The 14543-nt window shown below is 62.2% G+C and carries 15 protein-coding genes; 10 read left to right on the top strand and 5 right to left on the bottom strand.

From position 1 onward, the window contains the following. The first annotated feature begins 75 nt into the window (after window positions 1-75). Window positions 76-225 (top strand): hypothetical protein, encoded by a 150-nt coding sequence (locus AC3WQS_RS29970; protein WP_492712852.1) that lies wholly within the window; start codon window positions 76-78, stop codon window positions 223-225. A 70-nt stretch (window positions 226-295) separates the two neighbouring features. Here the strand turns inward: AC3WQS_RS29970 and AC3WQS_RS29965 are convergent, their stop codons facing one another. The 3 genes from AC3WQS_RS29965 to AC3WQS_RS29955 form a co-directional block, all read right to left on the bottom strand. Continuing rightward, window positions 296-739, bottom strand: a complete 444-nt coding sequence (locus tag AC3WQS_RS29965) for a hypothetical protein (protein ID WP_492712853.1) — start codon at window positions 737-739, stop codon at window positions 296-298. 1 nt (window position 740) lies between these two features. Continuing rightward, on the bottom strand, window positions 741-1436 hold the full coding sequence (locus AC3WQS_RS29960) for a hypothetical protein (protein ID WP_492712854.1): 696 nt from the start codon (window positions 1434-1436) through the stop codon (window positions 741-743). Window positions 1437-2520: 1084 nt separating this feature from the next. Further along, on the bottom strand, window positions 2521-2751 hold the full coding sequence (locus AC3WQS_RS29955) for a hypothetical protein (protein ID WP_492712855.1): 231 nt from the start codon (window positions 2749-2751) through the stop codon (window positions 2521-2523). A gap of 164 nt (window positions 2752-2915) precedes the next feature. Here AC3WQS_RS29955 and AC3WQS_RS29950 point away from each other — a divergent pair, with 164 nt between their 5' ends. The 3 genes from AC3WQS_RS29950 to AC3WQS_RS29940 all read left to right on the top strand — a co-directional run bounded on the left by AC3WQS_RS29950 (window position 2916) and on the right by AC3WQS_RS29940 (window position 7401). Continuing rightward, entirely contained in the window at window positions 2916-5732 is a 2817-nt protein-coding gene (locus tag AC3WQS_RS29950; protein WP_492712856.1) for a DEAD/DEAH box helicase, read from the top strand. Then, window positions 5729-6502 (top strand): SWIM zinc finger family protein, encoded by a 774-nt coding sequence (locus AC3WQS_RS29945; RefSeq protein WP_492712857.1) that lies wholly within the window; start codon window positions 5729-5731, stop codon window positions 6500-6502. The genes AC3WQS_RS29950 and AC3WQS_RS29945 overlap by 4 nt, the downstream gene beginning before the upstream one ends. Window positions 6503-6651: 149 nt before the next feature. Next, complete coding sequence (locus tag AC3WQS_RS29940) at window positions 6652-7401, top strand: GntR family transcriptional regulator (RefSeq protein ID WP_019749216.1); 750 nt, start codon at window positions 6652-6654, stop codon at window positions 7399-7401. Window positions 7402-7455: 54 nt separating this feature from the next. Here the strand turns inward: AC3WQS_RS29940 and AC3WQS_RS29935 are convergent, their stop codons facing one another. Further along, entirely contained in the window at window positions 7456-7914 is a 459-nt protein-coding gene (locus AC3WQS_RS29935) for a PTS sugar transporter subunit IIA (protein WP_019749215.1), read from the bottom strand. Further along, window positions 7911-8141, bottom strand: a complete 231-nt coding sequence (locus tag AC3WQS_RS29930; protein WP_003941324.1) for a PTS sugar transporter subunit IIB — start codon at window positions 8139-8141, stop codon at window positions 7911-7913. Before AC3WQS_RS29930 ends, AC3WQS_RS29935 begins: the two co-directional genes overlap by 4 nt. Window positions 8142-8468: 327 nt before the next feature. Here AC3WQS_RS29930 and AC3WQS_RS29925 point away from each other — a divergent pair, with 327 nt between their 5' ends. From AC3WQS_RS29925 to AC3WQS_RS29900, 6 genes are all read left to right on the top strand, one after another. Then, window positions 8469-9812, top strand: coding sequence for a PTS transporter subunit EIIC (locus AC3WQS_RS29925; protein ID WP_003941307.1), 1344 nt, complete (start codon window positions 8469-8471; stop codon window positions 9810-9812). A 2-nt stretch (window positions 9813-9814) separates the two neighbouring features. After that, window positions 9815-10084, top strand: coding sequence for an HPr family phosphocarrier protein (locus tag AC3WQS_RS29920; RefSeq protein WP_003941322.1), 270 nt, complete (start codon window positions 9815-9817; stop codon window positions 10082-10084). After that, complete coding sequence (ptsP, locus tag AC3WQS_RS29915) at window positions 10084-11757, top strand: phosphoenolpyruvate--protein phosphotransferase (RefSeq protein WP_083059485.1); 1674 nt, start codon at window positions 10084-10086, stop codon at window positions 11755-11757. Before AC3WQS_RS29920 ends, ptsP begins: the two co-directional genes overlap by 1 nt. Continuing rightward, on the top strand, window positions 11754-12995 hold the full coding sequence (locus AC3WQS_RS29910; RefSeq protein WP_492712858.1) for an N-acetylglucosamine-6-phosphate deacetylase: 1242 nt from the start codon (window positions 11754-11756) through the stop codon (window positions 12993-12995). Before ptsP ends, AC3WQS_RS29910 begins: the two co-directional genes overlap by 4 nt. Then, the gene (gene nagB / locus AC3WQS_RS29905) at window positions 12983-13762 is read left to right on the top strand and encodes a glucosamine-6-phosphate deaminase (protein ID WP_021334281.1); all 780 of its coding nucleotides are present in this window, start codon (window positions 12983-12985) and stop codon (window positions 13760-13762) included. Before AC3WQS_RS29910 ends, nagB begins: the two co-directional genes overlap by 13 nt. A gap of 1 nt (window position 13763) precedes the next feature. Then, on the top strand, window positions 13764-14543 hold a 780-nt coding region (locus AC3WQS_RS29900), incomplete at its 3' end, for a copper homeostasis protein CutC (RefSeq protein ID WP_492741630.1).

Genomic DNA, 14543 nt, shown 5'->3' with positions numbered 1-14543 from the left:
GGAGAATTGTTCTAGTCGGAGTAGAATAAGTCCCGTTGCTCGGGAGACCCGGCAGAATCAGTGGAGGAAACAACCATGACCGCTGCACTCGAAACTCGTCGTCGTCCGTCCGTCGCCTGGACCATCCCGAAGCATCCCCTTCCCGGCTTCACTTGGTACGAACCGGGCGAGTACGTGAACCCTGAGACCGGCGAAGTCGAGGGCGACGTGATGTGCACCTTCTAAGCAGTTCGGCAGGAAAAGGCTCTCAGATCAATTCTGGGGGCTTTTTCCTTGCTTGCCCTCACTTGGGAACCTAGTAGGCATTCTCGGCCCCCTCGCGGATAACCAGCCACTCCCGAATGGCGTTCCTCTCCTCATCCACAGCTCGGGTCTTGGCTTCGGCAAGGATCGTGAGGGCTTCCCTGGTCGGGGTGAACACTTCCTCGTCGGTGCCGTAGTTCTCGGGTCGGTAGTCCATCGGTAGCTGAACGATCACGCCGCTTCCCGTCCCTCCGGTGACTTCCCCACCGATCCGGCGAAGCGGTTCCCACAGGAGGTCGCGCATTCTCGCGAAGATCCGCGCTTCGATCCGGTCGGGGTGCAACCAGTCGCGGTCGTCGTACTCACCTGGCGGCAATGCGGTCCACTCGGCTCGGGTCACGCTCATGTCCCCCCAACCTCGGCCGTCCGAGTCCAGCCAGTTGCTTCCGGTTCCGGGGCCGTCAGGCTCGTAGCTCTTCAGATTCAACGTCAACATTTCAGATCACCCACGTTCTTTCCGTTCGTGGCGTCGGCGGCGTGTAATCCTCGTCGTCGGCCACAGGAAGGGCGTCTTTTTCTGGCGGCGAGTACGGCGCGTCGCCCCCAGGCGTAAGCGTCGGCGCAGCCGCTTCATCATCCCCAAATCCAGAGTCTTTCTGCCTCTGGATTTGGTTATGACTCTGAGTGACCTGGGGGTGGTCACCTGTGGGGTCACTGCCATAACCCTTTCCGGTTACCTTTTGGGTGACCCTTTTGACTCCGTTCTCGTCGTAGCGCTTGGCCCATTGGGTCGCAGTGTCGCAGTGCGGTTTACGGCAATAGGTATGGTCGCCGTTCTCGTGCATCTTCCCAACGTCGTGGGTACCGTCGGCCCTGGTCACCGACCGTTTTTCGACAGCCTCCCGTGTGGTCTGGCCTCTCCAGTCGAGTTGGATTCCGGCGTCGGTGATTTCGGTAATCAGACCGGCTTCGAGTAGCTTCTCGATGCACTTTTTCCACCCACGTAGATGCACGTTTCGAGCCTCCTTAGAAACCTCCTTCATGCTCAGTAGACCGTCCGTTAGATCCCGTTTAGATACCGACATGAGTACGTAGTAGAAACCGATGTCCGACGCACTAAGATCAAACTTGCGTACGAAAACATCTAGGTCTGTGCGCGCCTTCAGGAACAACGCGCTGAGATAGACACTCATGGTTTCCCCATTCGGACGGATAGCAACGATGCTGTGATTAATCGTGGCCGCGCCGCTGTGCCGACATCTATCAGGTCGCCCGTCAGTTGAAGCTCTCGCAGCGCCATTCGTAGCGCGGGACCATCCGCCGTAAGTGCTACCTCGATTTGCCGGGGTGTCTGCGATCCTCCAGCCTTGTTCAGGTAGTCGAGGATCTGCGTTGCTTTACTCATGATTCCTCTTCCTCCTTTCGTGCTTTCCTGTGGGCGAGCCAGTGTTTCCGGCAGAGTCCGCTTGCGTGGATCTTGAGATAGCAACCTCGGGCGTCGGCACAGTGCGGCGTCTCGGTCGCTGGCTCGTCTACGGGATATGTGAATTCGTCGGCGTCGTAGTGAGTCCCGCCGTACTGCCCGATGCTTCTCACGATTCGATTCCGTGCTCGGCCTTGTATGCGGCAACCCTGCGGAGTATCGAGCGTTCATTGGCGGCGTACTGGCATGTCCTGCAGTTTCTGCCAATTGGGATGCCGTCACGCTTTTTGACGATCGTATTTTCGGGTGTGAACTCGTGTCCGTTCTTGCAGTGTGTCTTTGGTGCCATGGCGGCGCGTCCTCTCGCTGGTCTTGTAGATAGTTATACGCCCCAGGGCCGACATATGTGGAGAAGACGTGGAGTCGTGAATACCTTGTAGGGCAACGGAATTGGGCTCTGAAATTCGTGGCGGCGTAGTAGGCCACAGGCAGCGGGAAGGCGCAACGCTGAACCATGGTTGAGGTTTGGGAGCGGCGCACTCGACCCGGCGCTAGAATCGGGAGCGTCTCTCACAGAGGAATCTGCGGTCATTGCGGGCCGCGCCAAGGCAAAGCCTCTCGGCTACTTCCAGAGCTGGGGGGCTTTGTCATGCGCGCACTCTCGGCGATTCAATAAGTCCAGGCCCTTAGCGCGGCTAACGAGTAGACTCGGAGTCGTTGGTTCAGTTCTCGTTTGACTGTCATCTTTGGGATCACCAGTACGCGGCCCATCACCGCCACAAAGAACCGCCCCTCTCGTCTTCCTGCGAGCTGGGCGGTTCTTTTGTCTGTCTGCACTTCAATATGTCGGGGCGTTATTCCATCAGGTGGGCGGTTGCGACTATCAGCCATGCGTCGGCCACAAGGTAGCCCTGTGTCTCTGCCGTCTCGAAGTAGCGCGCCTGCCAGGTCTCACGATCGGGCAAGGTCATCACCAGCTCTGCGGCCAGTAGTGCGCGTTCGGACATTGCATCGGAAACGTATGTCTCACTGGTGAATACGGGATTTCCGGCCATCGTAGCGGCCACAGTATTAATGCTGGTCATGACGTACGCTCCCTCGGTATTGGACGATATGGGAGACTTAGCGCAACGGTGGAAGCCGTATGCCGTCGTCATGACTGCCAGCCTATTGCCCAGCCAGATCGGAAGGACGGTCCGGAAGGGTGGTGACGAAGAGCGGTGTCGGTGGCACCTGATTGGATGGTCGGATGCTGCATGGACTCTGGTCACCGGGATCGGGGCTCAAACTGTGGGTCGACGGGCACGACGGTGCCGGAACCGACGATCCGCGAGATCCGGTCAGTGCTGTCCTGCATCGTAAGTTCCGTCATCGTGTGAATGTCGCTATGCCGCCCGTGCCTGGCGGGCCTTTGCAGAGTGAGTACGCAGCTGTTGCGTTGGCGCCGCCGGACGCAGTCGCTCTCCTGCTGCGGTTCAAGGCCGACGATCAGCGAATCGCGGGAGACCTGCACTTTCTCGTGCACGTGGCGCGAGGAATCGACCGTTGGGTGCGCGCCGGCCGGGTGGTACCGGCGCTGACGCGAGCCGAGGGTAGTTGGTGGCCGCGGTGGCAGTTGTCGGTGGGGGAACGCCAGCGCGCCTGGATCGGCGAATTGGTAGTGGCCATGCCGCCGGTGCAGCGGGCGGTCGGCTCGCCGAGGGCGACGATCGAAGACATCACGAACGAACTCACGGACCCGATCGTCCGTCGTGTTCTCGGTGACTCGCATCCGGTGGTGCAGACCCCGCTGTGGCAGGCCGTGTTGTCCGGGGACGCTTTCGACGACGTGTCGGTACGAGCGGCCGAGGGACTCGCCGAATGGGGGTCGACGTTCACCGCCGGAGAGCCGGACCTGGTTCTGCGGCTGATCGAGCCTGAACTCGACGACAATTCCGATCCGGACGACGATGCGCTGTGGCGTCTGCACGTGTGTTTGCGTCCCGAAGGTGAAGCGCCCGAACGTGTTCGACTGCACCGGGCAGATCCCAAACGTATCCAGCTCGGCAGCCGCAAACTCGAAGAGGCGATCAAGGCTTACCCACGTTTTCGCGACGTGCCGCGCGACGAGGACAGTCTCGACCTGTTGCTGCCCACTCCTGTCGTGATGGACCTGGTCGGACACGGCGCGATAGTCCTGCGAGAGCGAGGGATCACGCTGCTGCTTCCGCGTGCCTGGAACGTGGTGTCTCCATCCCTGCGTGTGCGGGTGACCTCGGCGGCGTCTCCGATCGTTGCGGAGAATCGTACGGTCGGTATGGACCAATTGCTGGAATACGATTGGGAATTGGCGCTCGGAAACAAGGTGCTCACCGCCGAGGAAATGACCCGACTGGTCGATGCGAAGTCCGATCTGGTCCAGTTGCGCGGCGAGTGGGTTCAGGCGGACAAAGACGTCCTGGCCCGCGCGGCTCGTTTTGTCAGTCAGCGGCATTCGAGCGGGGACCGGGCGATTGTCGATCTGATCAAGGATTTGATCGCCGACGACCTCAAAGACCTGCCGGTCGAGGAAGTGAAGGCAACCGGATGGGCTTCTGCACTGCTCGACCAGTCGGTAGCTCCGCGGCAGGTCGCGGTACCGTCGACGGTCAACGCGACTTTGCGTCCGTATCAACGACGCGGTCTCGACTGGTTGGTGTACATGAGTGCCCTCGGGCTCGGCGCGGTACTGGCCGACGACATGGGTCTGGGTAAGACGCTGCAACTGTTGGCGTTACTTGCGCACGAGAAGTCCAAGACAGCAACACTTTTGGTGTGCCCGATGTCGGTCGTGGGAAACTGGCAGCGTGAAGCGGCGCGATTTGTGCCGAGCCTGCGCGTCTACGTTCATCACGGTTCGGATCGCGCTACCGGGGCGGAGTTGGAACAGGCAGTTCGTGAGAGTGATCTGGTGATCACCACCTACGCGCTCATGACCCGCGACGTCGCGGCGCTCAAGGATCTCGACTGGCGGCGCGTGGTGCTTGACGAAGCTCAACACATCAAGAACGCCAAGACATCTCAGGCCCGCGCTGCTCGCAGCATTCCTGCGGACCATCGCGTTGCTCTGACCGGAACGCCGGTGGAGAACCGGCTGGACGAGTTGCGGTCCATCCTCGATTTTGCCAATCGCGGGGTACTCGGCTCTGAGCAGATGTTCCGCAAACGGTTTGTCGTGCCGATCGAGCGGGAAAAAGATCAACTTGCCGTCTCGAGACTGCGAGCCGTCACGTCCCCCTTTGTGCTGCGACGGGTCAAGACCGATCCCTCCGTGATCGCGGATCTCCCGGAGAAGTTGGAGATGACGGTTCGAGCGAATCTCAGTGAGGAACAGGCGGCGTTGTACCGCGCCGTGGTGGACGAGATGATGGCGCAGATCAAGGGAACGGAAGGGATGAAGCGCAAAGGCGCCGTCCTGTCTGCGCTGACCAAACTCAAACAGGTGTGCAATCATCCGGCGCATTTCCTGCGCGACGGTTCGCCGGTGATGCGCCGCGGGCAACACCGTTCGGGAAAGCTCGGACTGGTCGAGGACATCGTCGAGTCGGTCATCGGCGACGACGAGAAGGTTCTGTTGTTCACACAGTTTCGTGAGTTCGGCGAATTGGTGGTGCCGTACCTGGCCGACCGGTTCACCACCGAGGTTCCGTTTCTCCACGGCGGCGTGTCCAAGGCTGGACGCGACGCGATGGTCGAGGCATTCCAAGGCGCAGACGGTCCGCCCATCATGGTGCTCTCGCTCAAGGCCGGCGGCACGGGTCTGAATCTCACAGCGGCCAACCATGTGGTTCACCTCGACAGATGGTGGAACCCGGCGGTTGAGAACCAGGCGACGGACCGTGTCTTCCGCATCGGTCAGAGAAAGAACGTGCAGGTCCGCAAGATGGTGTGCGTCGGAACCTTGGAAGAGCGAATCGACACGATGATCGCGAGTAAAAGTGAACTCGCCGAACTTGCAGTCGGGACCGGTGAGAACTGGGTGACGGAGATGAGCGTCGAGCAATTGGACGAGTTGTTGCGACTCGGCGACGACGCGGTGGGCGAATGAGTCCGCGCGGTAAAGGCCCCGATTTCAGCGAGTACACCGGGCCCCGGCGGCGAGCACCTGCGCCGGTCAAGCCTCGTCCAGCGTTCGGGAGAACGTTCTGGGGCAACGCTTTTGTCCGCGTCGTCGAAGAGATCGGCGACAAACCTCGTGTCACGCGCGGGCGAACGTATGCGCGTTCGGGTCAGGTTTTGGCGCTCGACATCGAACCGGGAGTGGTGACGGCCGAGGTTCAGGGCAGCCAACTTCAACCTTTCGTTTCCACGCTGTCGATCGACACTCTTGATCAATCGGATATCGACGACATCATCACCAAGATCCGCCGAGTGCCGGGAAGCCTTGCCGCGCTGGTGTCCGGCACTGTCCCGGACATGCTTGCTGCCCAACTGATACCGGACGGCCCGTCGGCTTTCCGTTTCGACTGCACCTGCCCCGATGACGGTTGGCCGTGCAAACACGCTGCGGCCGTGGCGTTCTTGACTGCCGAGCGGATCGACACCGATCCGCTGAGGTTGCTGAGACTTCGCGGGGTCGACCTGGAGCAGTTGATCGGGGGAGTGGAGGACGAGTCGACTGTTCCGGTAGACGTCGAGAATTGGTTCGGAATCGCTGCTGCCCTCCCCGCGCTACCGAAGGTGCAATTTCGACCGGCGATAGACGATCTGGATATCCGCCGTCTGCGTGAGGCGGTGGCGGCACTGGGATTGGACATGGCTCAGCAGAACGTCGCCTTGGACGAAATACGGTCCATCTACCGACGGTTGGACGGTTGAAATCGGACAACTCCGGACTGATGCTAGTTTCCTACCGTGAATTCCAGTATCGTTAATTGGACCGGTCCGGTCGGGACCTGCCCGCGATTTCAGATCGTTATCGTCGGCGAATAGACGACTATTCATTTCTCGGAGGGACAGTCGCTGTGATGCCCGTTCATTTGCGCGACAGCGCAATACCCAAACATGAGCAGTTGCGCACCATTCTCCTGCGCAAGTGCACCCAAGAACTCCAGCCTGGCGACTTGATGACCAGCGAGCGAAACCTGATGCAGGACTACGGCGTCAGTCGGATCACTGTTCGCGAGGCCATCGGCCAGTTGGTCAATGACGGACACCTCGTGCGTGTGCGTGGCAAGGGCACCTTTGTCGCGCACCGCGCTGTCCAGTCCAAGCTGCACCTTGCGTCGTTCACCGAGGAGATGAGGGCCCAGGGGCATCACCCCACCACAGTGGTCCTGGTCAGTGAGCAGGGGCCGGTCCCCGAAAGCACTGCTGCCGCACTGAATATGAGACCGGGTTCCGAGGGGTATCACGTCAAGCGCTTGCGCCTCGCCGACGGCGAGCCGGTGAGTGTGGACGACGGCTGGTTCAATCCGGAACTGTTGCCTGGTCTACTCGACATGGACTTGACGGGTTCGATCTACCGGGCGACCGCTGACAAGTACGACAAGCCGATCGACCGGGCAGAGCAGACTGTCAGTGCAGATGGTGCCAGTACGGAGATCGCGACTCTCCTCGGCACTCGTAAAGGCGCGCCGGTTCTGTACTTCGATCGAGTGTCGTTCAGTGAGATCGCGCCGGTCGAACACACTCGCAGTTGGTACCGATCCGACCGCTACCAGTTGCAGATGGAAGTGCAGGGCCAGGCGCGGCCCAAAACGCGCGGAGACCAATAGCCATCGTTCGAAACGAAAGGGCGAGCACACCTTCCGGTGTGCTCGCCCTTTGCGTTACGCCGACCAGTCGAACAGAGTGTCGCCAGTGGCGACGTCCCCACCGACGGAAGGGGATTCGACGGTGTCCGGTTTGGAATCCATCACGACAACCGGGCAGATCGCCGAGTAGCCGGTCGTGTCGATGTGCGCTGGATCGAAGCTGACAATGGGATCACCCGCATCGACGGTGTCACCCTCGGCGGCGATGAGCGTGAATCCGTCGCCTTCGAGCTTGACCGTGTCGATGCCGATATGGACCAGCACACCGGTGGCCTTCTCGCCGAAGATCACAAACGCGTGGGGGTGAAGTTTCAGGATCTTTCCGCTGATCGGCGCCACGACCGTGAGCGGGCCTTGACCGCGGGCGGGTTCGATCGCGACGCCCGAGCCGACCATCTGCTGAGCGAAAACCGGGTCCGGGACGTCCGCGAGTGCGACGACCCGGCCGGGCAGCGGGGCGAGGACGACCGTCACAGGATGTCCTCGATGTCCTCGGCAAGGGTGTCGGCTTCGGGCCCGACGATGACCTGGACAACCGTTCCGGCCTTGAGTACGCCGTGTGCGCCGGCAGCCTTGAGGGCGGACTCGTTCACCTTCGCTCCGTCCTTGACCTCGGTACGCAGGCGGGTGATGCAAGCCTCGATCTCGACGATGTTCTCTGCGCCGCCGAGGCCCTTGATGATTGCTTCCGCTTTCGACATTTGCTGCTCCTGATTGTCGGGTTGGTCGTGATCGTTGAACGGTCGTACAGGTGGGCTGACTAGTTGCTGGTCAAGGCTATCCCGGTTACGTATGTCACATTTGGGTGTTGACAACTCGCCTCGACCAGGTAAAACTACAACTGGTTATGACCGGACAGTACCCGTTGGAAGTCCGGCTCCACAACAGTTTCGACAAAACGGTTTTGCCCTCACTTCCGAGCATGAACCGTGACCTGCATTTTCACGAAACCTGCACGTGCACGACACCCGAATTTCCAGAACCAGCGGCCGATCGCGACGCGGCCCGGCGAACGAAGAAGGTCCTTGATGACTCTCGAAGACACCCCGAAGAAGGAATCGAAAGTGTTCGCCGGGGTTCAACGCCTCGGCCGAAGCTTGATGCTTCCGATCGCCGTTCTGCCGGCTGCAGGAATCTTGCTCCGCCTCGGCCAGGACGACCTGCTCGGGCGATTCAGTTCGATGCACAGTGCTGCTGCAGTGATCTCTGCAGCAGGACAAGCAGTCTTCACGTGGCTGCCGCTGATCTTCGCCGTCGGTATCGCGATCGGCTGGGCCAAGAAGGCCGACGGCTCGACTGCCTTGGCAGCCGTCGTCGGCTACATGGTGATCGACGGCGTGTTCAAGGCGATGTCGCCGATCGTCCTCGAAGGGAAGACGGACCCGAACGGGGATCAATCCCTGATCAACTACGGTGTGCTCGCCGGTATCGTGATGGGCTTGCTGTCGGCGATCCTGTGGCAGCGGTTCTATCGAACGAAGCTTCCCGATTATCTCGGGTTCTTCAACGGGCGCAGGCTCGTTCCCATCCTGACAGCGATCACCGGTCTTGTGGTCGGTGTCCTGATGGCATTCGTGTACCCCTTGTTCAACTCCGGCCTCAACTGGGTCGGTGAAGCAGTTGCTTCCAATACCGTTGTGGGCGGCGGCATTTACGGCGCAGCGAACCGCCTCCTGATCCCCACGGGCCTGCACCACATATTGAACTCCGCCGTGTGGTTCCTGATCGGCGACTACCAGGACGCGAGCGGTCAGATCGTTCGCGGTGACCTCAACCGGTTCTTCGCCGGCGACCCCTCCGCCGGTACGTTCATGACCGGCTTCTTCCCGATCATGATGTTCGCCCTCCCCGCTGCAGCCTTCGCAATCTGGCGCAACGCCAAGCCTTCTCAGAAGAAGCTCGTCGGCGGCATCATGCTCTCCACCGGCCTGACCGCATTCCTCACCGGTATCACCGAGCCGCTCGAATTCTCCTTCATGTTCGTCGCATGGCCCCTGTACGTCATCCACTCGCTCCTGACCGGAACGTCGATGGCCTTGGTCAATGCGCTGGGGATTCACGACGGATTCACGTTCTCCGCAGGCTTCTTCGACTACGTGTTGAACTTCGGCAAGGCAACCAACGCATGGATGTTGATCCCGATCGGACTCGGCTACGCCGTGATCTACTACTTCCTTTTCAGCTTCGTCATCAAGAAGTGGAATCTGCGCACGCCAGGACGAGAAGAAGAGGTCGAGGTGGCTGCAGGTGAGCCCGACCCAGCGCTGCTCGAGGCCGAACTGGCACTGGCTGCCGAAGGTGACAGCCGCACCGACGCCCCGCTCGTCGCCGAACTGGAAAACAAGCTCGACAAGGAACTGGAAGGACGCTGAACATGGCGATCGCAACCACGACAATCGGATCCCGCGTCGGACTCCACGCACGACCCGCAGCGCTCTTCGCGCGCGCCGCAGCCGATCTACCGGTAGACGTCACCATCGCGCTCGGCGACGGCGAACCCGTCGATGCCTCCAGCATGTTGTCTGTCATGACTCTCGGAGCCGCATTCGGGGATTCGGTGACCTTGCGTGCTGACGGTGACGGCGCCGACGCTGCGGTCGGTTCGCTCGCAGAGCTTCTCGCATCCGAACTGGACGAAGCCTGATGACGGCGAGTGTGGACAACCGCATCGCGGGTATCGGAGTGAGCGCGGGTTCGGTCTGCGCGCCGTGGTTGCGATTCTCCACGCCTGAGCCGACCTCGGCGGCGGACCCGATCACGGGCAGTCCCGAGGCGGAGCTGATCAGGATCCGTGAGGCACTGGACGCCGTCGCGGAGGAACTGCTCTCGCGTGCAAAGACAGTCGAGGGCGTCTCCGCGGAGATCCTGACGACGTCGGCTGCGATGGCGCGCGACGCGGGCATCGTGAAGGCGGCCAAGGCGAACCTGGAATCGGGGCTGCCGACCGCACACGCCGTCGCAGTCGCCTTCGACGCCTTCTGTGAAAAGCTCACGGCGCTCGGCGGGTACATGGCCGAACGGGCAACCGATCTGCGCGATCTCGGGCAGCGAGCCGTGGCCGTTCTTCGCGGGGAGCCGATGCCCGGAATCCCCACTCCCGGTTACCCGTACATACTGGTGGCGCGCGACCTCGCTCCGGCGGATACAGCGACGCTGGGCACCAGTGACGTGGTCGGATTGTTGACTGCCGAAGGAGGTCCGACCAGCCATACGGCTATCTTGGCGAAGTCGCTCGGAATCCCGGCCGTGGTCAACTGTTCGGGAACCGATCTGCTGGCGGAGGGGAAACTTCTCATCCTCGACGGCACCACCGGGACGGTCACCATCGATCCCTCGGCAGAAACGCGCGAGCGCGCTGTCCTCGAAGCATCGTTCGTGGCAGAGCAGTCGGCTTCGGCACAGGGTCCAGGACGCACGCGTGACGGGTTCGCGGTGAGGTTGTCGGCCAACATCGGAACCCTCGAGGACGCCGCGCGGGCCGGAGCGGCGGATTGCGAGGGCGTCGGACTGTTCCGTACCGAATTCTCGTATCTCGGGCGTCACGACGCACCGTCGGTGGAGGAGCAAGCACAGACGTACGCGTCGGTGCTCGGGCACTTCGCCGGACAGAAGGTGGTGGTCCGCACTCTCGATTCGGGTTCGGACAAGCCGTTGCCGTTTCTCGATCTCGGGGTCGAGGAGAATCCGGCCCTTGGTATCCGCGGGCTCCGTGTCGGCACGGTTTATCCCGACACACTCATCAGCCAGCTCGACGCCCTCGCGGCGGCAGGCAATGCGACGGGCGCCGATCTGTGGGTCATGGCGCCGATGGTAGCTACGGCCGACGAGGCGAAAGACTTTGCAGAACTTGCGCGTTCGCGGGGGATCGGCAAGGTCGGAGCGATGATCGAGGTTCCAGCTGCAGCGTTGCGGGCGAAGGATATCCTCGAGCACCTCGATTTTGTCAGTATCGGTACCAATGATCTGAGCCAGTACACCTGCGCCGTGGATCGTATGGCCGGAGGCCTGGCGCAACTGCTCGATCCGTGGCAGCCGGCGGTCCTCGATCTGATCGCGATGGTCGGTCAGGCGGGCGCCGATGCCGGAAAACCAGTTGGTGTGTGCGGAGAATCCGCGTCGGACCCGCTGTTGGCTCCGGTTCTGGTCGGTTTGGGCGTGACGAGTCTGTCGATGTCGGTCCCGGCATTGGGCGCAGTTCGCGCGCAACTGGCCTCTCTCGATCTGGCGGTGTGCAAGGACATGGCCGCTGCGGCGCGGGGCGCGCGAAACCCGATCGAGGGTAGAGCGGCCGTCGCGCGGATTCGCGAGTCGGCATGAGTACATCAGGCTCGGCTACTGCCGGCGATCCGATCGTATTGCGGGGAACTGTCATCGGATCTCCGGCCGGGAAGATTCACGACGGAGTCGTCGTCGTGGACGGCGAAAAGATCAGTTGGGTCGGCTCGGCTGCGGACTATGTGGCGTCCACACCCGTCGTCGTCATTCCGGAACGCACCGACGCGGTGATCATGCCCGGCTTGATCGATGTCCACAGCCACGGCGCCGCGGGTGCTGGTTTCCCGAACACCGACGCCGGTGGAGCGAGCCGCGCGGCGGCGCACCATTGTGAGCACGGCACGACCGGAATGCTGGCCAGCCTGGTCTCTGCACCGCGCGCAGATCTGGTGCGACAAGCAACGATGCTCGCCGATCTGGTCGAACGCGGAGAACTTCTGGGTATCCACCTCGAGGGGCCGTTCATCAACGGCGTTCGCTGCGGTGCCCAGGATCCGGCGGCGATCGTGCCCGGCGATCCGGACCTTCTCGAAGCCGTCTGTGACGCTGCGCGGGGGACCGTGCGGTCCATGACCTTGGCACCCGAGACCGAGAACTTCGAAGAGTTGCTCGCGATCATGCGTCGTCGCAACATCGTGCCGAGTTTCGGTCACACCGATGCGGATGCGGCAACGACATCGGCGCGCATCGATGCTGCGGTGCACGGGGATTGGGCCGGACAGATCAGCGCGACCCACCTCTTCAACGGGATGCCGCCCCTGCACCATCGATCTCCGGGTCCCGTCGCGGCGTGCCTGGCGGCTGCCGCGAGAGGCGAGATGGTGGTGGAACTGATCGCAGACGGTGTGCATCTTGCACCCGAGACCGTGTCGATGGTCTTCGATGCTGTCGGACCGGACCAGATCGCCTTGGTCAGCGATTCGATGGCCGCTGCGGGAATGGACGACGGCGACTACCAACTCGGTGCGCTCGACGTCACCGTACAGGCGGGCGTCGCACGGCTCGCGACGACCGACGGCTCGGTCGGCGCGATCGCCGGAGGGACCGCGAGGTTGCTCGACGTGCTGCGCAGCACCGTCTTCAACGGCGGCGTCGCGCTGGAAGACGCTGTCGCAGCGGCAACTCGGAGCCCAGCGCGTCTGCTGGGACTTGGCGACCTGATCGGATCGCTGGCCGTGGGCTGCCGAGCCGACATCGTGGTCACCGATCGTCAATTGCGCCTGGGGCGTGTACTACTCGGCGGAAAAGCCGCCGGAAAGGAAAAATCATGGAAATCGTAATTCAGCCGACACCCGCGGAGGTCGACTCGACCGTCGCGGACATCGTCGAAGGCTACGTCAGAGCCGGGGCGACGACGCTTGGGCTTGCAACGGGGTCGTCGCCGATCGGAACCTATCGTGAACTGGCAGCGAGGCATCGCGATGCCGAACTCGACTTCTCGCTGGCTCGGGCGTTTCTGCTCGACGAGTACCTGGGATTGCCGAAACGCCATCCGCAGTCGTACTACTCGGTGATTCGGTCGGAGTTCGTCGATCACGTCAATCTGGATCCGGCGATGGTGTCGAGTCCCAACGGTGAAGCACCGTGCCCGGAGAAAGAGATCGCGCGATACGACCAGAGCATCGCGGCGGCTGGGGGAGTGGACGTGCAGTTGCTCGGCATCGGCACCGACGGTCACATCGGCTTCAACGAGCCAGGATCGTCGTTGACTTCGAGAACTCGCGTGAAGACGCTGACCGAGCAGACCCGGATCGACAACGCACGGTTCTTCGACGGGGTGGACGACGTCCCACACCATGTGCTCACCCAGGGTCTCGGAACCATCAGCGATGCAAGGCATCTGGTGATGATCGCGACCGGAGAGGGTAAGGCCGATGCGATCGCCGCTGCCGTCGAAGGTCCGTTGTCTGCGTTCTGCCCGGCTTCGGTGATGCAATTGCATCGCCATGTCACCGTCGTGATCGACGAAGCTGCGGCCAGTTCGCTCAAACTTGCCGACTACTACCGGTATGCGCTCGAGCACAAGCCGTCGTGGCAGTCCTTCTGACATGACGGTTCTGGAGCTGGCGGTGCAGGACGTGCGGGGGGCGAGGATCGCACGTTCGGTAGGAGCGACTCGAGTCGAGTTGTGTGCGGCGCTCGGTCCGACGGGGGGATTGACGCCAAGCATTGGAGTGATCGAGGCAGCGTCGGAAGTGGGGATCGCGGTTCACCCGCTGATCCGTCCGCGCGCCGGAGGTTTTGTGTTCTCACCCGACGAAGTGTGGGTGATGGAGCACGACGTACGTGCGGCCGTGGCCGGTGGAGCTTCCGGCATCGTGGTCGGCGCGCTGACAGTAGACAATACGATCGACACCGTCGTGCTGCGTCGCGTCATCGGATGCGTGGACCGTGCGAGGGTCGAGGTGACGGTACATCGTGCGATGGACGTGGTGGCCGACCGACTGACCGCGCTGGACGAACTGATCGACCTGGGCGTGACCCGCGTGCTGACGTCCGGGGGTGCGGATACCTGCAGCGAGGGTCTCGACGAGATCGGTCGAATGGTCGAACATGCCGCAGGCCGGATCCAGATCATGGCCGGTGGCGGAATAACCGTCGACGACATCCCGGCAATCGCCGCCGTCGGCGTCGATGCGGTGCATCTCTCGGCACGCAAGGTTGTCGCGGTGTCCGGTGGCCCGGGCGGGGGATCGGACGGATACGACGTCACCGATGCAGTAGTCGCGCAGGAAGCGGCAGCCGCGCTCCGCGCTGTGGGCCTTTCTTCACCCCCCGCGGGTGACAAAGGCGCACGGGCCCTGGGGTCTCGAAACACACGGACATCC

This window comes from Rhodococcus sp. FW305-130 (assembly GCF_058788335.1).
Note: the sequence above shows the minus strand (reverse complement) of the source record. Positions and strands in the feature narration are given on the sequence as shown.